The organism is Shewanella sp. 10N.286.51.B2, from assembly GCF_041469265.1.
GTDB lineage: Bacteria > Pseudomonadota > Gammaproteobacteria > Enterobacterales > Shewanellaceae > Shewanella.
Genome location: NZ_JBFRKH010000022.1, coordinates 1 through 24,709 on the forward strand (window position 1 = coordinate 1; position 24,709 = coordinate 24,709).

The following is a 24,709-nucleotide window of genomic DNA, read 5'->3' on the forward strand; positions in this document are numbered from 1 at the left end:
TAATACACTATAGTCCTATGCTGTGTATGTAGCAATAAAAAGGCAGATTTCTCTGCCTTAATACACAATATACACTCTTTAAGTTACTATATATAACTATTTGCTCACCCTTTATATCTATCAGTTGTCGTTATTTAATTCAGCTTGCTACTGCGTGTAGGTAAACTTTTTACGCAACTTTATATCAGCGACAGACGCGCCAATCATCACTTCAAATTCACCGGTTTCAGCGAGCCAATCATTGGATTTTACATCCCAAAAAGATAAGTCTCGTGTGGTTAAGTTGAAACTCACTTGTTTGCTTTCACCGGCGTTGAGCCACACTTTATTAAAGCCTTTTAACTCTTTGGCAGGTCGCGGGACACTGGCGTTAAGATCATGCAAATATAACTGAGTCACTTCAGCGCCAGCGATGTTACTGCTATTGGTTATTGTTGCAGTAACAGTAATCGTGTCATCAGCTTTGATATTATCAGTTGAAAGTTGAATGTCTGAGTAGGTGAAATCGCTATAGGATAGACCGTGGCCAAAAGGAAATTGTGGGGTGATATTTTGTTGCTCGAACCAGCGATAACCAATAAATACACCTTCGCTATAACGTGATTCCTTTTCGTTATAATCATTTAGGGCAATTGGCGCGGTATCAGCGAGTTTTTTCGGTAATGTTATCGGCATCTTTCCGCTGGGGGTTTCATCACCAAATAGGATGTCAGCGTAAGCATGTCCAGCTTCCATACCGCCATACCAGCCCCATAACACAGCATTGGCATCATCTGCCCATGGCATTTCTACCGCTGAGCCTCCAATCATAAATACCACGGTATTTGGGTTAGCTGTTAATAGCTTAGCGATAATTTCATCTTGTTGACCTGGCAACTTCATATCAGGGCGATCAATAGATTCACGATCATCAGCATGGCTCAAACCACCAAAATAAACTACTGCATCAGCGTTTTTCGCTGCGGCGAGATATTCTTTTTCTGTGTTATATAAGTTGTTAGGTGTTTCCCAGCCTAAAGTGACGGTTTCATCACCTTGATAAGTTAGGCTAAATGCATAGGTTTCATCTGCGGTTAGCTTGATATCTTGGCTTAACACTTTTGCATCAGTGACCTGAGTACTGCTGACTAAGCGGTTATCATTAATGGTTAACGATACTGTGCCGCTACCTTTAATCTTTAAGGTATGGTTGCCCGTTTCCATTGGCTTAATGTTAGCTTTGATTTCGATGATTTGCGCTTTGCCCTTGGAATCAAACTGTGGGTCTGCAATCCATGATTCACTGCTTAATTGCTCCATCTTGGTATCGGTAAAGTAATTAATCTGCCATGACGGCGTGCCAGTCCAATGTCGTGTGGTGAGGTAATCATTGGGAATGGGCATAAATTGACTACTGGCAGGGCGCATATGTTCAATCTTTACCTTGCTTCCTGCTTGCTCAAACTTAGCTTTAAGACCATCAAGTGGGCTTATTTCATATAGGGCTTTGACTTCTGATGAGCCACCACCGAAACCATGACGCTTATCGGCATTAGGGCCTAAAACCAGAATGTTTGTTACCTTGTTGCTATCCAGTGGCAATACGCGATTATCATTCTTTAATAGGACAACACCGTTGGTGGCAATGGTTCTTGCATCATCACGATGGGCCTGGGTATTGCGCTCGCCTGATAAACGTTGTTTATCCATCATACCGATACTGAGCTGAACTCTTAGAATACGGCGAACCTTATCGTCTAATTCAGCCTCAGGCACTTTGCCCGCTTTGATCATCTCTAATAGCGGCTTTGCTAAAAAGTATTCATCGTAACTGGCTACGTCAGTACCCATTTCGATATCAAGGCCATTCATGGCGGCGTCATAGGTATTGATATCAACATTCCAATCTGTGAGAAGCACGCCTTCGTAGCCCCATTCACCTTTTAAAATGGTTTTAATGAGATGCTTACTTTGATTAGCATTAGTACCACGAAATTCATTATAAGCGCCCATAATCGCGTGCACATTAGCGAGCTTTACTGCGGCTTCAAATGCCGGTAAATACACTTCTCGTAAGGTACGCTCATCGGGTATGGCGTTAACGCCTGTGCGGTTTAACTCTTGCGTGTTAAGGGCATAATGCTTGGCAGTGGCGCCTACATCATTGGCTTGAATGGCTTTAACGGTTGGCACTACTAGTGCGGCTGCCAAAAAGGGGTCTTCACCCATGTATTCAAAGTTACGCCCATACAAAGGTAAACGGGCTAAATTAACCCCAGGGCCGAGGATTAAATCTTTGTTGCGATGACGGGCTTCGGCGCCTAAAACATTGCCGTGTAAGCTTGCCATGTGCGGGTCCCAACTTGCTGCAACAGCGGTTAATGGCGGCAAGTAAGTGGAGTAGTCATTGGTCCAGCCAGCAGGCGCCCATGAGTTTCGGTCGATTTCATAACGGACGCCATGGGGGCCATCTGACATCCACATTTCATGAATATTTAATCGCTCAATAGCAGGGATATGAAATTTACCGCCAGCGTGCACCAGTGAAACTTTTTCTTCTAAAGTAAGCTGCGGTAAAAGGCGCTCAATTTCAGCTTCTACATTGGACAAACGATGTTGTAAGCGTTGTTGTTCACTTATTGATAAAACCGATAAGGCATGAGTTTGTGATGAAGCTTGAGACTGTGATGAGGCATTCACCGAAGATGCAACAACATTTGTTGAAACACTGATAAGGCTTGTTGCAGCCGCAGTAAGTGTTAACGCTAGCTGAACCTTTTTTGTAAGCCCTTTCATAGCTGTTGGTGTTTTCGGTGTCATCACAGGCTCCTTGCTGGATTGGCTTTTGCTATTAATGTTTTAGTCATGTACTCGTTTGTACAATGTTAGTTTGTTAGGTATTAAGGCATACGGCTTGTTCAATCACTGACTTGGCGGATAATTACTGTAGATATTATTCAATATTGATAAAAATATTGGCGGTTAGCCGACCAGTATCAGGATTACTGTCAATGTCAGTATCAAGGTTTACCAAGGTCGAGTGTAATAGGTTACCGGGGTAAATCACCAAACGGTGTTGCTTGTATTCAATTTGATGATGTTGCTGATAATAGGCGTTACTTTCAACAAAATACTTGGCAGGTTTAGGGGCTATTTGCTGTAAATAGGGCTCGGCAGCATTAAAATATTGCTGCATGTTTTGTTGAGTAATACGTTCAAAACCACTGGGTTTATGTTTAAAAAACGCCGTGGCGCCGTGGGGCTGGTCGTTCAAATATTGTAAAATGGCAAAATAGTAGGGCGCAGGGGTATCAAAGTGGGGGATCCGCTGCAAGGTGGTTAAGCTTTCTGGCTGACGGTTAATTAACGAAAAATAGGTCGCTTGAGGCTTAATTCGTAAATTGGTTGGCACCTTGTACACATCATAAATTAGCTGGAATATATGATTAAGCACTTCAATAACATAGTCTTTAGGTAATTTTGCCCGCACACCAGGGTAGTAAGACCCCATATCGAGATTGAAATCGATTTGACTGGCACAGGCCTGAAGTTCAGATACATCAGCAGTAAAGTCATCAATCACAATCACCGGTGTTTTTAACTCACCGATATAAACCACTTGTGGCTTGATGGGCTTTTTGACCAGCACCATAGCATTTAAGTTATTGCTGCCAGCCGGCTTATGTTTATCTGGCATATGTTTATCTGACTTAGGTGCTGCTGATGTTACATCGACCATAATATGCGGATCCGTTATCTATACCTATCAAGCGATTAGAATGAGTTAAAGCATTTTTGATTTGCAGTAATGCTGCACAAACTCATAATGATCAGGCAAATTAGCCACTTTGTGTTTCACTTTTGCTTTGATATTGCCTAAGAAGCTTTCAAGTTCTGCATCTTCCATCATATCCACTATCGGGTGATATTGTTTCGGCGCTAGACCTTGGCCCATCATTACTTGTATCCAAGAGCTTTCACCAAATAACTCATTACCGTGTTTGTAGACTTTACCTGAAGCATCAAACATATCGATACGATGTTGCAATGAGGCAGGTACGTCCATGCTCTTACAATGACGCCAAAAACGTGTATCGACTCTGTCAGTGACTTTATAATGCAAGATAATGAAGTCACGAATATTCTCGGTTTCTGTGCGAGTCTGTTGGTTAAACTCATTGATATCTTCTTCAACAATGCCTTGTGAAGGGAACATTTGCAGTAAACGTACAATACCGCGCTGAATTAAATGAATGCTGGTGGACTCTAGAGGCTCTAAAAAGCCAGAAGAAAGACCAATAGCGACACAGTTTTTATCCCAGGTTTTACGGCGACTACCGGTGCGGAACTTTATCACTCGTGGTTCAGTTAATGGTTCACCTTCAATGTTTTCCATTAAGGTGGCTTTAGCTTCATCATCACTGATGTATTTACTGCAAAACACAATACCGTTGCCAGTGCGGCTTTGTAGCGGAATGCGCCACTGCCAGCCGGATTCTCGGGCAATTGAACGAGTATAGGGAATGGGCTTGCTGGTGGTTTTTGTTTGCACCGCAATGGCGCTATCACAAGGTAACCAATGGCTCCAGTCATCAAAACCTGCATTAAGGGTTTGCTCGATTAATAAGGCCTTAAAGCCGGTACAATCAATGAATAAGTCACCTTCAATCACTTCACCTGACATCAGTGTTAACGCGCTGATATGGCCATTATCATGGTGCTGCTGTACCGCTGATATTTTGCCTTCAATACGCTTAATACCGTGCTGCTCTGCAATAACCCGCAAGAACTTGGCGTATAAGCTGGCATCCATATGATAGGCATGGTTGTAATCTTGATTAGGTAACACGGCAAATCGACCTTCGCGGGCGGCCAAATGTTCGGTGCAATAATCACCAATTTCACTGACTAGCCCACGTTGCTGACCCTTAAGCCAAAAATGTTGAAAGCCACAAGCCCAGCAATCTTTGCCTAAAAAACCAAATGAGTGAATATAATCTTTGCCGACGTCATGCCAGTTTTCAAAAGAAATGCCCAGTTTAAAGGTAGCATTGGTGGCCGCCATGACATCTTGTTCTTTAATGCCTAATAAGCGATGAAAAATATGCAGTGTTGGGATGGTTGCTTCACCGACACCCACAGTACCGATTTCATCAGACTCAACTAATACTACTTCAAGGTTTTTACCTAATAACTTAGTTAATGCCGCCGCTGTCATCCAACCTGCGGTGCCGCCACCGGCGATGACGACCTTTTTAATGGGTTTATTTGGTATGTTCATTGGCATTCCTTAAACTATATTTTCTTGTAATATCATGATATTAAAGACGTATTTGCTAAAATAAGTTGCTTGGCAAAAGCGGTTAGCGTTTTAATTTATTGATTAAATCAGCTCTTAATTTACGTGCATTGAGCTCATCTAGCGGTTTGGTTTGCATCCCTTGAGCCTCTTTAGGGATGTGCGCTACATCGTCGTCATCATGGTCAAAAACATAATGCTCAAACATGGCTTTCCATGCTTGGCGCTGCGCTTTTGGTAATGAGCGTAAACTCAGCATCGCCAAGGCTAGGGCATTATTGGGTCTACCTAAATAACCTGGACTGTCACGCCACCAGTGGGTAATAAGCACATTAAAGGCTTGATTACCCGCCACATGGTGCCACCACATACTTGGAACATAGAGTACGTCACCAGCTTCTAATTCAGCGGTTTGTGAGGCCGCTAATGCGTGGGTAAATTTAGGGAAACGCTCAAAGTCAGGATTATCGAAGTCCACCATGCTAATTTCTTGTCCGCCGGGGGCAAACTCCATCGGGCCAATATATAAATTGGCCACCTGTTCAGGTGGGAAAAGAGTAAAGGTGCGTTTTCCGACAACATTACAAGCGAGGTTTTGTGGAAAATCAAAGTGGGCAGCGATGCGAGATTGATTACCAAGCCAGACACTGGTGAGTGGTTTTATGGGGTCGATATTAACGCTATTTTCAGCCGCAAGTCCGGGCAAAAAATGGTTTATCTCGGTGGAGCCCATATAAATACTTGGCGGCAATTGATCATCTTGGTGGGCAAATAACTTATCAATCACTTGTCTTAAGTTGAGTTGGCTGGCTTGGTAATTAAAGCCATTGACCTGCTCATTATAAAAAACTCTGCCTTTATGTTCAGGCGCAACATAATAGGCAGTAACCGGCGTTTCTTGATAAAAAGACAACAGGTAGTCAGCGGCTGATTTAGCAGAATCTAAACCTGCCTGAACCAGCGGCCAATGGCGGCAAGCACCTTTAAAGATAACGGGCTGAACGGTGTTTTCAATATTCATTGCCTCAATCACAGCTTGAATATCTTCTAATGGACAATCATCTATGACTTTTACCGTCTGCTTTGCTGTCTGATTTAGTTCCTGATTTAGTGCCATGCTCATTACCTTACATCTCATCGAGTACTTAATTTTTCTATAAATCTAAGTCAATCAGATTTAGCCATTTTGAGCATTTTTAAAATTAAGTAACTGTCTGATATTAGATTGGGATGCAAGCGCCATGTAGATAGCATTGAGGTAACCATGTTGATGTAACTCACCAAGGGTTTCAGCTGATAAGGCCGCTAAGGTGTCTTCGTTAATGGTATAAAAGCCGATCATTTGATGCTTTTCACCGTTATCTAATTGTACATCTAGGGTGAATGACTCAAGTAATTCAAGTTTGATTAAAGTGTCGATGAACTTTTTACTGTCACTTAAACCATGGTGAATCGCTTCAAGCATATCGCCGACTTCATCTAAATAGGGGGTATTACCACCATAAGGGAAGAATAAGGCTTCGCCTTCAGTTTCGTTGATTCGAGGGTGGTTAGGATCGAGGTGGATCACTCGTTGAACCTGCTCAACGCCATCTTCAGTCACTGTTTGTTGACCAATTAGAAATGGCTGACGTCGCACGGTTAGTGGGATATATGATGCATTCCATTTACCATCTTGTAAGAACAGGTTTTCTTTGTGTTGGAAGCCAAATAACGCCACCGAATAGAATTGACCCGTTTGGCTGTCTTTTTGAAAAAAGATCGGATAATTAGCCTGCACACTGCGAAATTCTAACGGGAAAGTTACCGTGTACCATAAATTATCACCGTACTTTGCTGAGCGCTCAGTGATGATTTTCAAATCTTTGTGGTCGACGCTATTGAGTAATACTGGTTTGTTCATGCTGACATCCTAATCAAGTACAGTCATTGCTGTTTATGTTGTCGTTATAATTTATCAATGGGTTGGGTGCTAAATACGAGATAACCCATATTGTTGGATTTTATTAAGTAATTCTCGATTACTCGGTAATACTTGCTTTAAACCTTGGGTACGTTTGATATTGTCGGCAAATAATTGCTGAGCTCTATTTTGTAAAGAAGGTTTTAATTGGTTTGGCATTTGTGTTTCAAAGCCCATTCCGTAAAGCACAAATTGAAAGCTCGCAGCCGGAAACAGCACATCAGTATGTTGAATGTCATGACGGCTTGGAGGCTGGGTCTGCCATAGTTGTAACTGCTCTTGCAAGCTATCAGGAATGGTGGATGATTCACGATGATCATGCCAATAGTCACTGTCACTGCGTTTACTCAGCACATAATGCAATTTCAAAAACTCGATAATTTGTTGCCAATGTTGCTGAAAACGCTTATTCACTCTAGCCGATACAATATCCATCACCTGACGGTTAGCAGGGAGTTGCTGCGCAAGGGTATTAGCGCTCCATTCAACTAAGGCTAATGCCGATGCCTCTAAGGGCTCAATAAAGCCTGAAGCCATACCAATAGCCATACAGTTGTTTTTCCAGCACACCTGCCTATGACCTGGGGCGATGGAAAGCGCTCTAATGTTGAGATTATCAACATCTAACCCCGCGGTCGGTTTTAGATAATCGATCAGTTGTTGCTCCGCCTCAGCTTGCGTTGTATGACTCGACGAGTACACATGTCCAACACCGCGGCGTGTGGGTAAGCCGATATCCCAAATCCAGCCATTAGTTTGCGCGGTTGAATGGGTACATGAAGCGATATCTGTTTCAGGCTCAGGGTAGGGGACTTGTACCGCTAGGGCTGAGTCATTAAATAACACTGCCTTTTGGCAAATGAATGGCACTTCAAGTTGCTCGCCCAAAAGTAATGATTTCACCCCAGTGCAATCAACAAATAAGTCAGCTGCAATTTCACCTGAGTGTTTAGTGGCTAAATAGCCAATGTCGCCGTTGTCTTTTTTATGAATAGCCGTGACGTGATCGCGTATATGGCTGACGCCGAGTTTTTCAGTGCAATGCTTTTGTAGCAGTTGACTAAATTTACCAGCGTTTAAATGGTAACCGTAATTATTTTGAAATTGATACTCAGCAGTGGTTATTTGCTTAGGCGCTAAAAATAGCTGACTCAGTTGGTTTTGCTGACCGACAGCATCAGCAAAGCTGACTTGGTCACGGTGGGGTAACCAATAGGGGCATAAATCAATTTCGTTAGTGCCCATCGGCAGGCTAAACGGGTGTAGATAATGATCGCTGCTTTTATTGCTTGGACTATTGCTTGGACTATTGTTTGGGTTATTGCTGTGGTTTTCAGTCAGCGAATGGGTCCAATTAATAAACCGTGAACCTTGCTTGAAGCTGGCATCGCAACTGATTAAAAATTCTGTTTCACTGATACCGATTTTTTTTAAGGTGGTGCGCATTGAAGGCCAAGTGCCTTCGCCAACGCCAATCGTGGCAACATCAGGGGATTCTATCAGGGTAATGTTGAGCTTGGGAGAGGGCGATAGTTTGCCATTATCAGCATTATGTTCAGCAGCCAGAATACCTGCTGTAATCCAACCTGCAGTGCCGCCACCGACAATGACTATATGATTTATCGCTTGTTCCATAAAAGGGCCTATTGTTTTTATTAATATCTTTAAGGCTTAGTTGTTAACTTAAACAGCATCGAATAATTTTCAGTCACTTACAAGGGATAGTTAGTGAAATCTGTATTCAGTAGTTTGATAAAAAAGTGCAACGTCCTTGTTGCTAATGGATGTAGCTTAAAAAAAGAGGTGACCATGGGGTCACCTCAAACGACCTTACTTTTTGATAGATTTACATACACATTAGAATGTGTAACGCGCACCTAAGCTATAACGTGCCCCAGTTTGGGTGTAGTTAAGTACTTCTGTGTACGAACGACCATGGGTACGGGTGTTTTCGTTGGTAATATTAAGACCTTCGAAGAACACGGTTAAGCCTTCTACTGCCGCAATGTCATAACCGATATTAAAATCAAGTTGTGAGTATTCTTCAGTATAAGTGGGGTTAGCACCAGTATCATTGCCGGTAGAGTTTAAGAACTCATCACGCCAGTTCCACGCTAAACGTGCTGAGAAACCATAGTCTTCATACATAGCAACAATGTTGGCAGTATCACTGATGTTGGTTAATACATTTTGTCCAGCATCAGCAGCGCGCATAGCACTATCTGGACGACCCAAGTTGCTATTATCAAAATCATCACCCGCATTAACCAAGGTGTAGTTAGCTTGTAAACCAAAGCCTGACTCACCAAAGAAGTGCTGTACTGCAAATTCCCAACCATCGATTACTGAGCTACCGTTACTGTTTGAAGGGGTGTTAATAACAAAATTCAAATCAGGGTCGCCTGGGTTACCAGTGATTTCAATATTGTCGTTATCAGGGTTCATTGTAACATTTTGGTCAGTGGCACCGTAGTTATCATAAATCCACTGACGCTGGTCAACTGCTGTCACTTGACCTGCTGCAATCGCTTCTTGAACATAAACACCATTTGATGGATCTGCAATGTTATATAGGTTGGTGTTAACAGGGTTAGATGAAATAAAGTTAGTGACATCTTTACGGAAGTAACCTACCGAGACATAACTGGCATTGTCGTAATACCATTCAGCAGAAAAATCGATATTTTCAGACTCTAACGGTAATAAACTTGGGTTACCTGTATCACCACTACCGCCACCACGGTTAGCTAGTGTATTAACACTTGTGCCACCTTGGATCGAGGTGTAATCAGGACGACCAATGGTTTCGCTGTATGCCGCACGCAGCATGACATCTTCTACCACTTCAATGTTGAAATTAAAGCTGGGTAAGAAGTAATCGTATTCACCCGTTTGTGTTTGGAAAGCGCTGTTATCGCTTACTGTACTTTGTAAAGCGATTTCTGTTTCTGCGATCCAAGTTGCTTGGTCATAGGTTAATACTCTAGAGGTTGATTCAACATCTGTTTGCTCATAACGCACACCCACGTGCACATCAAATGGCATATCGCCAATATCACCTTCATAGTTATACTGAACATAAGCTGATTGGGACTTTTCTTCAGTGAAGCGGTCTGTAGTGTAATCCGTTGAAGGGCAGAAACCATTACCACAATCACCAATAGCGGTTGAACCGTATAGTTCAGCAGCACGAGCTACTACAGAATCGAAGTCCCATAGGAAAATCACATCTTGCGGGTCAATAGATGCTGAACCTTGATAATCTGAGAAGTCACCTTGTGAGCCATCAAATTTATCTTGTACGCTACCAGCAGGGAACCATTCAGCATCTAAGTCTCCAGCACTACCCACACCGCCCCAGTCATTACGTTGTACGTTTACGGATTGCGAATGGTTGTTTACGTCAGTTGCTGCAATACCAAAGTCAATGCTACCGGCTTCTTCAAAGATGTAAGTACCGTTGATTTGTAACTGATCAATTTCTGATTTATTTCGAGCATTACCAAATACAGAACCGGTTACGCGCATGTCTTCTGGGCGAACTTGGTTACCGCCGCCGACAGCAAGTACAGGTACATCACCAGTAAAGTCAGTTGCTGCACTGGTACGAATAAATGCTGCGGTACTGACGTTACTGTTACTACCATATTTGCTATTGGGAGAACGCTCAGCATCAGAGCTATGGTAATCCAGTGATAAGAATAGATTATCAGTTGCATCCCACTCTAAATTAAAGCCGATTGAATTGCTTTCATCACGGGTACCAAAATCGCCAGCCGCCATTGATAAATCGGCGCCGCCATCAGGATAGATTTCAGAATAAACCAGTGGTGAAGATACTGGGCCATCAGACCAAGTACTTTCTTGTGTTGGTACAAAGTTAAACCATGCTGATACATCATGTGATTGAGTATCGATGTCGTTTTGCATGTAAGTGTAATCTAACGTTGCACGCAAAGAGTCGATTGGTTCGTACTGAAGTACTAACTGACCATTGGTACGAGCACGTTGTTGCTCTTCGAACCGGTAAACCGTGGTTTGAGGTACTGAGTAAATATCACTGTCACTAGGTCGGTTTATTTGATTGTCATCTTTTGGTATGCCACCCCATTCACCAGTACCACCAGGAGTTGGATCTTGGTCAGCAAAGCCTGGGAAACTGCGCCAGCCGGTACCCACTTGGGCTTGCTGGTTACCACTTTCACGTTCTTGATAACTGGCTGATATAGCAACACCGAATTTACCATCAGCAAAGGTATTTGAATAAATACCAGAAAGTTCAGGCGTGATAGAACCATTATCAGTAGAGGTATCATCAACAGCCTTAACACCAAAACTGGCTTTTAGACCAGGAGAGCTTAACGGGCGATGAGTTAGAACATTAATGGTTGCGCCAATACCACCAGTAGAGTTTTTAGCTTGGCTGGTTTTTTCAACTTCAACTGCGCTAATGGCTTCAGAAGCAATGTTGGCAAAGTCGAATGAACGAGAACCGGTAGTCACAGGCATTTGACGGCCATTAAGCATGACTAAGTTTTGATCTGCACCAAAACCACGCACAGAAACACGGCTACCTTCACCGTTTTGTCTGTCAATTGATACACCAGTAATACGTTGTAAAGACTCTGCTAAGTTACTGTCCGGGAACTTACCAATATCTTCTGCGTTAATTGCATCAACAACACCGTTAGAGCTGCGTTTTAAATCCATCGATTTAATTAAGCTACCACGGATACCAGTGACCTTAAGTACTTCGATGTTTTCATCGGCAACAACTTCATCTGCTGCAAATGCTGGCATCATGGTACTTGCGCTCAGTACTACCGACAAGCTAGTGGCAATTCTGGTTTTTCTAAATGTTCTAGGTTTCATCTAAGTCTCCCCTCGACTTCGAATTCAGGCTACTACTCTCTGATTTTTTATTCGGGTTACGATTAATTCGTAACGTTCTTTATTCATCATTTTGTTAGCGCTTGGTTAAGGCTTTGTGTAAAACACTATGTAAGCGCTTACATAAAACTAGATCAATTTGTTAACAGCGTCAACATTATTTAGCATAAAGATTACAAATCATTAACCGTGTTTTTTTGTGAAAATGTTAGGGGTTTCCAGTAAGTTATTGTTATTAATCTGGTAAATTGTGTTTCTATTGCTTTTTTAAAATAGTTAGATAAAAATATTTTTTGTGATAGCGCTTACATAAATTTGTAAAAATATGTGCTTGGGGAGCTGTTTATTGCCATAAATGGAAGCTGATTCTTAAAAACGTACAATTGCAGCTTTAGTGAACAGTGTTTAGCTTGGCTTTAGGGGGGATTTTTATCAGTTAATTAGGCTGTTAGAGAGTAAAAAGAGTAATCTAGATTGATAATTAAAAAGCTCAAAAAATGCCGCAATTGCAGCGATAAAAACGGTATTTGGCAGGCAGCATTAGCGATAGGGCTGACGATTAATGAGCTTACTATTGAGGATTGCTGACTTATAGGTTTAAAAGATTAGCGTGTGCGGGTACTAGGAGGGTTATAACCCAGTTGTATCAGTGGCTAAATCACCACTGATAACAATTAATATGCAGTGCTTTAGTTATCATCTATTTGATTGGCGCTGTCGCAGAGTTTCTAACCACCAGCTGAGGAGTAAAGGTATTTTCTACATTGGCGCTGGTATTATTATAAACATGTTTTAATACCCAAAATGCCGCCATTTTACCCATTTCGTGGATTGGGTTATTAACCGTGGTGAGCTTCGGGGAGATATATTGCGGGAAAGGAATATTATCGTAACCCACAAAAGATAAGTCTTGGGGGATCTTCATGCCGCGTTCAAGACAAACAGCAATAGCACCAGAGGCCATTTGGTCATTGGCACATACCACAGCAGTAAAGGGTTTATTGACGCTAAGTAAGTGTTCCATCGCCAAACTGCCACTGTGCTCTTTAAAGTCACCCTCAAAGCACAATTGCTCATCAAACTTGAGATCAAATTCTGTTAATGCCCGTTGATGGCCACGCAATCGGTCCTTGGCATCGAGTTTAAATTTAGGGCCTGAGATATAAGCAATAGCTTTATGTCCATGGCTGATAATGTGTTTAGTGGCTAAATAGCCACCCAGTTCATTATCTAAGTAAACGCAGGCATCACTGATTTCTTCAATGTAGCGGTTAATTAATACAATGGGCGTTGGGCCTTGGCAAAGCTTTATAAGGTAGTCATCGTCTACAGCTTCAACATCAAGAATTAACGCATCACAACCGCGACTCATTAAAAACTCAACGCCTTCTTTTTCTTGGGATTCGACACTATGACCAGCGGCAATAATAACGTGTTTATTGGCCGTTCTGAGGGCTGTTTCAATTTCGGTCATCATAGGGCCGTAATAGGGGCCATCTAATTGAGACACTAACACCCCAATACTGTTTGAGCGGTTAGATGCTAGTGACTGTGCGATAGAGTTAGGTCGATAACCCAATTGCTCCATTGCGCTTAATACTTTTTGTTTGGTCTTGTCGCTGACTTTGGTGTTGTTATTCATCACTCGCGACACAGTCGCAAGTGAAACACCCGCCAAGACAGATACATCATATATTGTTGCCATATATCCCTATTTAAGCTTTCCGTATTAGATAATCATTTAAGCGGCGATTAGCCTACCATGAACTATTTAGCATAATCACTAAAAAAACCTTCACTTAGTGCTTAATTCTTTATTTTATGTGGCAATAAAGCCTTAAACCTTCAGCAATACGGATTTTATATTGATATTTGTATTCATCATTATCGAGAAGCAGTTAACGATATTCAATATCTCGAAGTAGCTAATTAGTTAACTACTTCTTATTTAGCTATTTATTTAGTGATGGCTAAATGCACTCTTTCAACTTCCTGATTATCAAGAGTGTACCAGCGCATAACCACAGCCACGATAATTGAGCCAATAGCAGGGTATAAGGTAAATGAAATTAAAATGCCCTGTTTAGTGGTTTCAGTTAACTCAGTATCAGCTTGATAGCCATACATTGCCAGTAACCAACCCGCAGCAGCACCGCCAATTGCCACCCCTAATTTGATGAAGAAAATAACCGATGAATAAATCATCCCGGTAATTCTTACCCCAGTTTTGAATTGGCCATAATCAACCGCATCAGCCATTTTGGCCCATAGTAGCGGGGTACCCATATTAAAGGTAAAGCCCCATAGAATATAAAGCGCAAAGGCGAGTTCCACTTGCTCACTTGAGACAAAATACGCGGCGACGCATAAAATGGCGGCAATGAGTTGAATGGTGATATAGGCTTTTACTTTACACACTCTTTTAGCGAGTGGTTGCGCCAAAATACAGCCGAAAATATTTCCAATCATGCCTAAAGTAATAAACCAGGTGATCATGTCTGGTAAGTTGAGGTAATACTTGACGTAATAAATCGCTAAACTGGTTTTTAAAACCATGCCAGATAATAAGCAAATTGCTGCCACAGAAAGCACGCGCCATTGGTCATTTTTTAATAGGTTTTTGAAATCTGCTTTAAACGTCGAATTTTGATCTTGCGGAGGATGTAAGCGCTCTTTGGTGCCGACAAAACACAGTAAGAACATGATCACGCCAAGAAAACTCATGGCGGCAATGGTCAGCTGATAACCTTTGGCTTGATCGCCTTGGCCGAAAAACTCAACTAATGGTAGCGTCAATCCTGACACCATTAATCCGCCTAGCATGGCAAAAACAAAACGATAAGATTGTACTGACACACGCTCTTTAGGATCGGCAGTTAACACTCCGCCCAAAGCGCAATAGGGAATGTTAATGGCGGTGTAGACCATCATTAACGCAGTGTAAGTGACGAAGGCATAGATCATTTTGCCTTCTTCAGCTAAATCAGGTGTCGTAAAAGCCAGCACACTGATTAATCCAAAGGGTAGCGCAAACCACAGTAAGTAAGGCCTAAACTTACCCCAGCGGGTATTGGTTCTGTCGGTTAAGGCGCCCATCAAAGGATCGGTAATCGCATCAATTACCCTAACTGCTAGGAACATGGTGCCGACAAAGGCCGGTGAAATGCCAAAAATATCAGTATAGAAAAAAGTTAAAAATAGCATTACGGTCTGAAACACAATATTGCTGGCGGTATCACCTAATCCATAGGCTATTTTTTCTTTAACGCTAATCATGCGAACCTCTTCCGGGTCATTATTATGGTTGTGCTGTTTTTAGTTATCGGCTTTAAATATTGTTCTAGTTAACTTAGATGTGGTGCAAAGTTAACCCACAGTCTTTATTGACGTTGACTGATAAAGTCGCGATAAGCTAAGCCACTTCTTTTAATGGTGCGCTGCTGAGTTTGATAATCAACATACACGATTCCAAAACGTTTTAAATAGCCTTCAGCCCATTCAAAGTTATCCATTAAACTCCAAGCGAAATAACCGACGACATTAACGCCTTGGTTAATGGCATCATTTACAGCGTTTAAGTGAGCTTGGTAATACTCAAGACGATCTAAATCATCAACTTGGTTATTAACAATTTTATCGTCCATGGCGGCACCATTTTCAGTGATATAAACAGGCGGTAATGTATATGTACTATTTAAACTAGTCAGTAAGTCAGTAAATGCACTTGGGTAGATCTCCCAGCCTATATCGGTTTTAGGGGCATCTTTCATATCAACTTGAACAAATTCATTTTTATCACAAGCGCTATAAACTGCGCGGGTATAAAAGTTAATCCCTAAGAAGTCCAGTGGCTGCTTAATAATCTCCATGTCACCTGCTTGAATGTCAGGTTTATCTGCATCATCAAAATCATGAATAATTGCAGGGTATTCACCGTCCATTATTGGCTTCATATACCACTGGTTAAAATAATCATCGGCGGTTTGAGCGGCTTTTATATCGGCATCAGTGTCAGTTAATGGATAGCAAGGGGTGAAATTAAGCACGATACCGTTTAATGCATTAGGACAATTTTGTTGAATGACCTTTAAAGCCAAGCCATGGGCCAGTAATAAGTGATGGGCTGATTGACGGCCAAATGCTTTGCTGGCAAGCCCTGGGGCATGAACACCCACTTCATAACCTAAGTATGAACTGCAAAAAGGTTCATTTAAGGTGGCGTAAGAATAGACTTTGTCACCTAAAGCTTGGGTGATTTTATCTGCGTAGTCTGCAAATAAGTATGCGGTTTGACGATTGAGCCAGCCACCTTGATCTTCAATATGCTGCGGTAAGTCCCAATGATACAAGGTGGCGTAGACCTTTATACCGCGGCTATTTAACTCATCAATTAAGTTGATATAAAAGTCGACACCTTGTTGATTGAGGCTACCATCTTGCTTAATGACTCGTGGCCAAGAAATTGATAATCGGTAGGCATCAACGCCTAAAGATTCGATTAATTGCACATCATCTTTGAATAATGCCACATGCTCACAAGCGTGTTTCCCGTCTGAACCATCACGAATCTTACCGGCCGTTGCACAGAAGGTATCCCATATGCAAGGGAGGCGGGTATCGGCGGCGCCTTCAATTTGAAAAGAAGCGGTTGCCACCCCAAAAGTGAACTCTTTTGTGTGCATTTTTGAATTTGATGGTAAAGATATTTTCATATTTTTCATTCGCTTAATAAGTTTTTCGCGTGTTTAGGTCAGAGTGACTTAAAAGTGCGAGTCTCAGTGTGCTTAGCAGTTTAAAATCCGATTTTTACTGCGAAAAATCGTTGACATTCGTTATCGGTATGTTAAAAATGAAAGCGCTTACATCGAGGTTAGTGATTAATTAACAAAAGGTCAATAATTGATTTACACAATCTTTGGTGTGCCTATCAATGAAAATGTTAATTTAATTGATAGTCATTTACCCAAAATAAATAACAATAAATGAGGAAATGTTATGGCTAGTGCACCTTCAAATGGGGTTGCTGAACCAATCAATAGTGATATTGGCAATGTTCATCAAACAGGAAATTTTCGTTTTGCGCTGGTGGCATTAACGTCATTATTTTTTATGTGGGGCTTTTTAACTTGCCTCAATGATATTCTTATTCCTTACCTGAAAGATATGTTCGAACTTAACTACACCCAAGCAATGTTGGTGCAGTTTTGTTTCTTCGGCGCCTATTTTATTGTCTCAATTCCCGCAGGGCATTTGGTGGGAAAAATTGGTTATCAAAAAGGGATTGTTACCGGCTTAGCTATTGCTTGTGTTGGTTGTTTAATGTTCTACCCTTCAGCAAGTTATGCATCTTACTGGATGTTTTTAAGCGCATTTTTTGTGTTAGCGTCAGGCATTACCATTTTACAGGTTGCAGCCAATCCTTATGTCAGTGCTTTAGGTCCTGCTGAAACCGCATCATCACGTTTAACCATGACTCAAGCTTTTAATTCTCTTGGTACCACAGTGGCGCCATTTTTTGGCAGTTGGTTAATTTTAAGTAGCTTAACTCACAACAGCGATCCTGCCATTGAAGCAGTACATCATGCCAGCACCGTTCAGGTGCCTTACTTGATGTTAGCGGGCGCCTTATGTGTGTTAGCGGTTGTCTTTATGATTTTAAAATTACCAGTGTTAGGGATTAAACCAACAAATACCCCAGGGACAAGTAGCGGCAGTGCTTGGAAGTATCCTCATTTAGTCTTAGGGGCTGTGGGTATTTTTGTTTATGTCGGCGCAGAAGTGGGTATTGGCAGCTTTTTAATTAATTTTTTAACTCAGCCAGATATTGGCGGCTTTACTGAAGCTGAAGCGGCTAACTACATTGCCTATTATTTTGGCGGCGCAATGGTGGGTCGCTTTATTGGCGCACTGGTAATGCAAAAAATCTCAGCCGGCAAAGTGCTGGCCTTTAATGCCACTTGTGCCGTGCTATTAGTCGCTGTTGCCATGTTTGCAGAAGGCACCACGGCGATGTGGGCCTTATTATTAGTGGGCTTATGTAACTCGATTATGTTCCCAACCATCTTTAGTTTAGCGCTACAAGATTTAAAGCAATATACCAGCCAAGGTTCAGGGGTGTTATGCCTGGCTATTGTCGGCGGCGCGATAGTGCCATTACTGCAGGGCATTATGGCTGACAGCTTAGGCATTCAATTAGCATTTGCATTGCCGTTAATTTGTTATGCATTTATTGCTTATTACGGCTTAGTGGGTAGCAAGGCTACGCGACCACAAAGCGTTTGATTTTAGAACTGTATGATTTGTATCAAAAAACTTACATAAACAAATTACATCAAAAAACGATTTAAAAGGCTAGATTATGAAACCTGTAAACCCAATGAATGCATTTAAGCGATTAACGCTGCCCGCGCAGGTTTTGGCGGTGTTGGTTGGCTTAAGTGCGTGTGGTCAAGATGAAGTCAAACCCGTAACGACAGAGTCTAGTAGCGAAGTTACTAGCGCAGCGGAAACTGTGGCACAAGCTTCTATCACAAAAGCAACAGCGGCAACCAATATTGATATTTGGCCAACACTTGCTATTCCATTTGCTAAAGATGTTGTCCTTGAAACGCGTATCGATAAGCTGATGGCGACCATGACCTTAGAGCAAAAAGTCGCGCAAATGATCCAGCCTGAAATTCGCGACATTACTGTGGAAGATATGCGTAAATACGGTTTTGGCTCATATTTGAATGGCGGCGGTGCTTATCCAAATGATGATAAACATGCCACGCCATCAGACTGGATTGAACTTGCTGAAAAAATGTATCAAGCCTCGATGGATGACAGTGTAGATGGTATTGCGATACCTACTATGTGGGGCACAGATGCAGTCCATGGCCATAACAATGTGATTGGCGCGACTTTATTCCCGCACAATATCGGTTTAGGCGCAGCCAATAATCCTGAGTTAATTAAGCAAATAGCTGCCATTACCGCCAAAGAAGTCATGGTAACTGGTATTGATTGGGTATTTGCGCCAACAGTGGCCGTTGTAAGGGATGACCGCTGGGGTCGTACTTATGAAGGTTATTCTGAAGACCCACAAATCGTAAAGTCATACTCTCATTCAATTGTTGAAGGCCTGCAGGGCGCCGTTGGCGAAGACTTTTTATCAGACCAACATGTTATTTCAACCGTAAAACATTTTCTTGGCGATGGCGGCACAGAAAAAGGCATTGACCAAGGCGATAATCTAGCTACTGAGCAAGCGTTATTTGACATTCATGCCCAAGGTTATGTGGGCGGCTTAACTGCAGGTGCACAAACGGTTATGGCATCATTTAATAGTTGGCATGGCAGTAAAATTCATGGCGATAAATATCTATTAAACGATGTATTAAAAGACAAAATGGGCTTTGATGGTTTTGTGGTTGGTGACTGGAATGGTCACGGACAAGTGGCAGGTTGCACCAATGAGTCTTGCGCACAGGCCGTCAATGCTGGTTTAGATGTGTACATGGTGCCAACCAGTGCTTGGAAGCCTTTGTATGAAAATACCATTGCCCAAGTCAAAAACGGTGTGATTGCGCAATCTCGTATCGATGATGCGGTGCGCCGTATTTTACGGGTAAAAATCCGCGCTGGGTTATTTGAAAAACCAAGCCCTGCTAATCGTGCTATTTCAGGTAAAACTGAGTTAATTGGTGCCAAAGAGCATCGCGACGTTGCCAGACAAGCTGTACGAGAATCGTTAGTGTTGCTGAAAAACAATAATAACATTTTACCTATTTCGCCTAGTGCCAAAATCTTAGTGGCAGGTGATGCTGCAGATAACATCGGTAAGCAATCGGGTGGCTGGAGTATTACTTGGCAGGGTACTGATAACTTAAATGAAGACTTTCCTGGTGCAACTTCAATTTATGCTGGTATTGAGCAAACGGTTAAAGCTGCAGGTGGTCAAACTTGGTTAAGCGTTGATGGTGCATTTGAGGCTGCGAATAAGCCCGATGTAGCGATTGTGGTATTTGGTGAAGAGCCTTATGCCGAAGGCAATGGTGATATTGATAACCTTGAATATCAGCGTGGTGATAAACGTGATTTAGCCTTACTAAAGTCGCTTAAAGCCCAAGGTATTCCTGTGGTAGCAGTGTTTATCAGTGGCCGTCCTATGTGGGTCAATGCTGAGTTAAATGCATCTGATGCATTTGTGGCAGCTTGGCTTCCTGGTACTGAAGGTGACGGGGTGGCTCAAGTGTTATTGAGCCAAGCTAATGGCGAGGTTAATGAAAACTTTGCAGGTAAATTGTCTTTCTCTTGGCCGACTCGCCCGCAACAAACCAAAGTGAATGTGTTTGATAAAGACTACGCGCCTTTATTTGGCTATGGCTATGGCTTGCATTATGGCGCTGACATCAACACTGAGGTTCCGAGTAATGTGGTCGCTAACACCTTATCTGAAGATAACTTTGCTACCGATGATAAGCTTGAAGCATTACCATTATTTGAACGTGCTGTAAAAGCACCTTGGCGCTTGATGATAGGCACAGAAACGTCAATGGATACAGTCAGTAGTAGTATTCAGTCTAATGATGTGGTTACGCTACGCACCTTTGATAAGCAAGTTCAAGAAGATGCCCGCTTAATTAGTTTTAATGGTTCAGGTTTAGGCTTTGTGGGGTTAATTAGTAACTTCCCGCGGGACTTACGAGCTTACTCGAATAGCAATGCCGCCCTGAGCGTAATGATTAAAACTGCTAAAAAACTTGAGCAGCCATTATTACTGGGTATGGCATGTGATAGAGATTGCCGCGTTGATGTTGATATTACCGAGCAGCTTAATAGCGTCGCCATTGATACATGGCAAACCATCAGTGTTGATTTGCAATGTTTTAAAGAGCAGCAACTGGACTTTGGCAAAATCAATACGCCGTTTTACCTGTCAACCATAGGCGCAGCAGAAGTGAGTTTTAGTGATTTAGTTATAGTGCCAAATGGCGCTGAACAAGCCACTATTTCATGTGCCACTAACGAGCAGTAATCGTTAGCGGCAGTAGGCATTCGGGTTTAAGTATTTATCAAACCTGAATGAGTTAACCCGCTAAGATCCTCTTAGCGGGCATGTTAATCCACCAATGACGTTGAGCTTACAATTGAGTTTGTAGGGCATTTTGCTGGAATTTTTTAGATATTTTGCGATTGGGGAATCAAGAATGTTCAATAAAAAATTACCGTTAAATTTGGCTCTAAGCCAGGCTTTTTCATCCGCTAAAGTCATTAGCGCGGCGAGTTTAACTGCGCTGCTGCTAATAGGATGTGGCTCAGATAATGAGACTGAAACTGAGCCTGAAGTTGAATCAGAGCAAGCGCCAGTAGACTCTGGCTCAGACTCTGATTCAGACTCTGATTCAGACACGGGTTCAGGGCAAGAAAACGCAAGCTGGTCATTGGTGTGGAGTGACGAATTTGACGGCGCTGAGATTGATGCCACTAAATGGAATTTAGCCCATAACTGTTATGGCGGCGGCAACGAAGAATTACAATGTTATACCCAGCGCGCTGATAACAGCCAAGTGGTTGATGGTAAGTTAGTGATTACCGCTCTGCGGGAAGATTTTAATGGCCCTGCAGTAGCATTGGGCGATCCTAATTACGATGCCAATGACACTTCAAAACAGCAGCCTTACACTTCGGCGCGTTTAGATTCGACCCATAAAGGCGATTGGAAATATGGCCGCTTTGAAATTAAAGCCAAAATGCCACAAGGTCAGGGCACTTGGCCGGCCATTTGGATGTTGCCCACTGACTGGGTTTATGGTCCTTGGGCAGGCTCTGGCGAAATCGATATTATGGAAGCGGTTAATCTGAAAGTGATCACCAATGGCGATGAGTCCCAGACACCTGAAAGCCGGGTTCATGGCACTTTGCATTATGGTAAAGCTTGGCCTGGCAATGTCTATTCTGGCGCAGAGTACAGTTTGCCACACGGCGCAAATCCTGCCGATGATTTTCATGTTTATGCCCTTGAATGGGAGCAAGATGAAATTCGCTGGTATGTAGATGATGTGCATTTTGCCACTCAGCGCTCAACGGGTTGGTACAGTCAATACACTGATGCTGAGGGGATTTTACAACAAGCCCCTGAAGATGCACCTTACAATCAAGCGTTTCACATGATCCTCAATTTTGCCGTTGGCGGTACTTGGGCGGGTAATGTCAACAACACTGGGGTGGATGAGTCGGTATTTCCACAAACCATGGAGGTGGATTATGTGCGCGTGTATGAATGCAGTGTCGCGCCAACAACAGGCAGTGGTTGTGCCACTATTGATGAGGCCGCAGCAGTGGTAGAAGGCCATCAGCCGCCAGCGATCACGACCCCCAGCACTGACATTGGCGCAGGACCAGAATTTATCATGTTTGACGATGCACTAGCCCAAGGGTTAGCGCTTGATAGCTATAACCCCGATGGCAGTATTACCTTGCAGACGCTGACAGTAGAAGGTCGCGGTGAGGTGCTGCAAATGGATAAAGTGGGCGCGACGGGTAATGCTTATTTCTCTTACCCTCCCACAGCCGATTTGTCTCACTGGGCCAATAATGGCTATTTAGTCTTTGATATTAACCTGTTATCTATCGACGATAATGTCGAGCTGCTGGTTAAAATTGACAGTGGTTGGCCTAATGTCAGTGATATTAACGTCACTCTGCCAGAGCTTAATACTTGGACTGAAGTAAAAATATCTATCGCAGAATTAGTCGCCAGTGGCAATCGGTTTTCGCCTGGCAGCGTGGCTGACTTAGCTGTGGTAGTGAATCCGTTTGTGATTGAAGCATTAGGTAACATCAGCCTGCAAATTGATAATGTGCGCTATGAATATCAAGTAGTTGAAGTGGATGAGTTGGTTATTTATGACAATGAAGTAAAACCGCCATATAGCATAGGACATTACGCCGCTAATGGTTCAGTCGATATCGCTCAAGTTGATGCTGGTGGTGATTATGGCGCTGTAACTCAATTTAGTTTTAATACCGATGAAGCCGTGGTTTATTACCAAAGCACCGGATTAGGTCAAGATGTTAGCCAATTTAGTTTTGTTGAGTTTGATGTCAATGTGCTGACAGATCCTCGAAGCCAGCGCGACTTTAATATCAAGGTCGATTGTGGCCATCCCTGTAGCTCTGGTGACTTTGCCATTACTACGCCCGATATTGCCACTTGGACCCATTATAAGTTAGCGCTTGCAGACCTTGTTAGCCATGCTGGCTCAAGTTTAGATTTAACCCAAGTTGATACCCCATTAGTGATTTTTCCGGCTTGGGGCAATCAAAATGGGGTGGTTATGCAAGTAGATAATGTGCAGCTAACTAAATAACATTGTTTTAAATCAGTTTGAATACGAATGCAGCTAAGCCATTGTGCCTTTTATGCAAGGGGCACTTGGCTTACTATCTGTAAACGATGTTGCATATTAGTAGCAAAAATTAACTCAGAGGCGTGGCAGAGCTACCTTGATATTTATGCTAGTGAAAAGTTAACTAACATTGTTATTTCTAAGACAAACTAAATAGTTATAAATCATCTTGCGAGCAACTGGCATAATAGCGCTAAGTGATTTGAGTTAACCACAGGTTAACGTATTCATAAGGATGAACCTTGAAGGTATTTAGTTTTTCAGAGCAAGATGATGCGCAGCAGCCATTTACGAAACCGCTGTTTACCCAGCAGCATCTCACTAAAGTGGTTGAGATTGCCAAATTGGCTGGTGATGCAATTATGCAAGTGTATTCAGACACCGACTTGCAAGTAACGCAAAAACAAGATGATAGCCCAGTGACCGCTGCGGATATTGCCAGTCATAATGTGATTGTTAACGCATTAGCTCAGCAATTTGCTGACATTAAGATCATGAGCGAAGAAGCCGCTGATATCCCTTGGTCAGAACGTAAAGAATGGCAAACTTATTGGTTAATTGACCCACTAGATGGCACCAAAGAGTTTATTAAGCGCAACGGTGAGTTTACCGTCAATATTGCCTTAGTTCATCAAGGCCGCGCTATGGTAGGAGTGGTATACGCGCCGGTATTACACAAATGTTATTCTGCCATTGTGGGTCAAGGCGCATGGCTTGAGTATCAAGGGCAGCAGCAACAGTTAGATATTAGCCAACAAACAGTCAGCCCTGTACCTGTGGTGGTGGGCAGTCGCTCCCATATCAGCCCTGGGCTTGAAGAGTTCCTTAAGGATGTGGGCGAGCACCAAATGCAAAGTGTTGGTAGCTCATTAAAGTTTTGTATGGTGGCAGAAGGCATTGCTGATGTGTATCCAAGACTGGGGCTAACCAGTGAGTGGGATACCGCTGCAGCGCAAGCTGTCGTTGAAGGCGCTGGTGGTCAGGTAGTGCGTTATCCTGAATTAACGTCCCTTGATTACAACCAAAAAGAAAATATTTTAAATCCGTATTTTATTGCGGCGTCACCAGCATGGTTTGCAAGGTAGCTATATAAACGAGTAATTGCAAAAGTGTCTAACTTGAAACCGTTAGCCTTTTATCAGCTCAATAATAGCTATTGCGGCACACTCATTTTGGTGAATAACA

At 42.6% G+C, this 24,709-nt stretch carries 14 protein-coding genes; 4 read left to right on the forward strand and 10 right to left on the reverse strand.

Annotated elements, in window-relative coordinates; all coding sequences use genetic code 11:
- Nucleotides 1–147 precede the first annotated feature (147 nt).
- The 10 genes from AB4140_RS06525 to AB4140_RS06570 all read right to left on the reverse strand — a co-directional run bounded on the left by AB4140_RS06525 (nucleotide 148) and on the right by AB4140_RS06570 (nucleotide 16,843).
- Entirely contained in the window at nucleotides 148–2,799 is a 2,652-nt protein-coding gene (locus AB4140_RS06525) for a glycoside hydrolase family 3 C-terminal domain-containing protein (protein WP_372000268.1), read from the reverse strand.
- Nucleotides 2,800–2,932: 133 nt separating this feature from the next.
- Nucleotides 2,933–3,718 carry a DUF6445 family protein gene (locus tag AB4140_RS06530; protein ID WP_241900944.1) on the reverse strand — a complete coding sequence of 262 codons (786 nt, stop codon included), beginning with the start codon at nucleotides 3,716–3,718 and terminating at the stop codon, nucleotides 2,933–2,935.
- A 45-nt stretch (nucleotides 3,719–3,763) separates the two neighbouring features.
- Nucleotides 3,764–5,260: a tryptophan halogenase family protein gene (locus tag AB4140_RS06535; protein WP_102439778.1), complete on the reverse strand. Its 1,497-nt coding sequence runs from the start codon at nucleotides 5,258–5,260 to the stop codon at nucleotides 3,764–3,766.
- A gap of 82 nt (nucleotides 5,261–5,342) precedes the next feature.
- Entirely contained in the window at nucleotides 5,343–6,395 is a 1,053-nt protein-coding gene (locus tag AB4140_RS06540; protein ID WP_372000270.1) for a cupin-like domain-containing protein, read from the reverse strand.
- A 60-nt stretch (nucleotides 6,396–6,455) separates the two neighbouring features.
- Nucleotides 6,456–7,181, reverse strand: a complete 726-nt coding sequence (locus AB4140_RS06545; RefSeq protein WP_372000272.1) for a SapC family protein — start codon at nucleotides 7,179–7,181, stop codon at nucleotides 6,456–6,458.
- 69 nt (nucleotides 7,182–7,250) lie between these two features.
- Nucleotides 7,251–8,876, reverse strand: a complete 1,626-nt coding sequence (locus tag AB4140_RS06550; RefSeq protein WP_102531446.1) for a tryptophan halogenase family protein — start codon at nucleotides 8,874–8,876, stop codon at nucleotides 7,251–7,253.
- A gap of 222 nt (nucleotides 8,877–9,098) precedes the next feature.
- Nucleotides 9,099–12,113: a TonB-dependent receptor gene (locus AB4140_RS06555; protein ID WP_372000274.1), complete on the reverse strand. Its 3,015-nt coding sequence runs from the start codon at nucleotides 12,111–12,113 to the stop codon at nucleotides 9,099–9,101.
- Between the two features lie 718 nt (nucleotides 12,114–12,831).
- Entirely contained in the window at nucleotides 12,832–13,836 is a 1,005-nt protein-coding gene (locus AB4140_RS06560) for a LacI family DNA-binding transcriptional regulator (protein ID WP_372000276.1), read from the reverse strand.
- Nucleotides 13,837–14,087: 251 nt separating this feature from the next.
- On the reverse strand, nucleotides 14,088–15,407 hold the full coding sequence (locus AB4140_RS06565) for a glycoside-pentoside-hexuronide (GPH):cation symporter (RefSeq protein WP_102439784.1): 1,320 nt from the start codon (nucleotides 15,405–15,407) through the stop codon (nucleotides 14,088–14,090).
- 104 nt (nucleotides 15,408–15,511) lie between these two features.
- The gene (locus AB4140_RS06570; protein WP_303446684.1) at nucleotides 15,512–16,843 is read right to left on the reverse strand and encodes a GH1 family beta-glucosidase; all 1,332 of its coding nucleotides are present in this window, start codon (nucleotides 16,841–16,843) and stop codon (nucleotides 15,512–15,514) included.
- Nucleotides 16,844–17,126: 283 nt separating this feature from the next.
- On the opposite strand from AB4140_RS06570, the gene AB4140_RS06575 reads away from it, so the two are divergent.
- The 4 genes from AB4140_RS06575 to cysQ all read left to right on the forward strand — a co-directional run bounded on the left by AB4140_RS06575 (nucleotide 17,127) and on the right by cysQ (nucleotide 24,609).
- Nucleotides 17,127–18,413, forward strand: a complete 1,287-nt coding sequence (locus AB4140_RS06575) for a sugar MFS transporter (RefSeq protein ID WP_102476194.1) — start codon at nucleotides 17,127–17,129, stop codon at nucleotides 18,411–18,413.
- Between the two features lie 76 nt (nucleotides 18,414–18,489).
- Nucleotides 18,490–21,150 (forward strand): exo 1,3/1,4-beta-D-glucan glucohydrolase, encoded by a 2,661-nt coding sequence (locus AB4140_RS06580; protein WP_372000278.1) that lies wholly within the window; start codon nucleotides 18,490–18,492, stop codon nucleotides 21,148–21,150.
- 172 nt (nucleotides 21,151–21,322) lie between these two features.
- On the forward strand, nucleotides 21,323–23,485 hold the full coding sequence (locus AB4140_RS06585; protein WP_372000280.1) for a family 16 glycosylhydrolase: 2,163 nt from the start codon (nucleotides 21,323–21,325) through the stop codon (nucleotides 23,483–23,485).
- Nucleotides 23,486–23,823: 338 nt separating this feature from the next.
- On the forward strand, nucleotides 23,824–24,609 hold the full coding sequence (cysQ, locus tag AB4140_RS06590) for a 3'(2'),5'-bisphosphate nucleotidase CysQ (RefSeq protein WP_102439796.1): 786 nt from the start codon (nucleotides 23,824–23,826) through the stop codon (nucleotides 24,607–24,609).
- Nucleotides 24,610–24,709 lie beyond the last annotated feature (100 nt).

Bases quoted from the DNA above. Each gene is read 5' to 3' on its own strand.
- AB4140_RS06525 (WP_372000268.1), bottom strand. From the start codon at position 2,799: ATGACACCGAAAACACCAACAGCTATGAAAGGGCTTACAAAAAAGGTT.
- AB4140_RS06530 (WP_241900944.1), bottom strand. From the start codon at position 3,718: ATGGTCGATGTAACATCAGCAGCACCTAAGTCAGATAAACATATGCCA.
- AB4140_RS06535 (WP_102439778.1), bottom strand. From the start codon at position 5,260: ATGAACATACCAAATAAACCCATTAAAAAGGTCGTCATCGCCGGTGGC.
- AB4140_RS06540 (WP_372000270.1), bottom strand. From the start codon at position 6,395: ATGGCACTAAATCAGGAACTAAATCAGACAGCAAAGCAGACGGTAAAA.
- AB4140_RS06545 (WP_372000272.1), bottom strand. From the start codon at position 7,181: ATGAACAAACCAGTATTACTCAATAGCGTCGACCACAAAGATTTGAAA.
- AB4140_RS06550 (WP_102531446.1), bottom strand. From the start codon at position 8,876: ATGGAACAAGCGATAAATCATATAGTCATTGTCGGTGGCGGCACTGCA.
- AB4140_RS06555 (WP_372000274.1), bottom strand. From the start codon at position 12,113: ATGAAACCTAGAACATTTAGAAAAACCAGAATTGCCACTAGCTTGTCG.
- AB4140_RS06560 (WP_372000276.1), bottom strand. From the start codon at position 13,836: ATGGCAACAATATATGATGTATCTGTCTTGGCGGGTGTTTCACTTGCG.
- AB4140_RS06565 (WP_102439784.1), bottom strand. From the start codon at position 15,407: ATGATTAGCGTTAAAGAAAAAATAGCCTATGGATTAGGTGATACCGCC.
- AB4140_RS06570 (WP_303446684.1), bottom strand. From the start codon at position 16,843: ATGAAAATATCTTTACCATCAAATTCAAAAATGCACACAAAAGAGTTC.
- AB4140_RS06575 (WP_102476194.1), top strand. From the start codon at position 17,127: ATGGCTAGTGCACCTTCAAATGGGGTTGCTGAACCAATCAATAGTGAT.
- AB4140_RS06580 (WP_372000278.1), top strand. From the start codon at position 18,490: ATGAAACCTGTAAACCCAATGAATGCATTTAAGCGATTAACGCTGCCC.
- AB4140_RS06585 (WP_372000280.1), top strand. From the start codon at position 21,323: ATGTTCAATAAAAAATTACCGTTAAATTTGGCTCTAAGCCAGGCTTTT.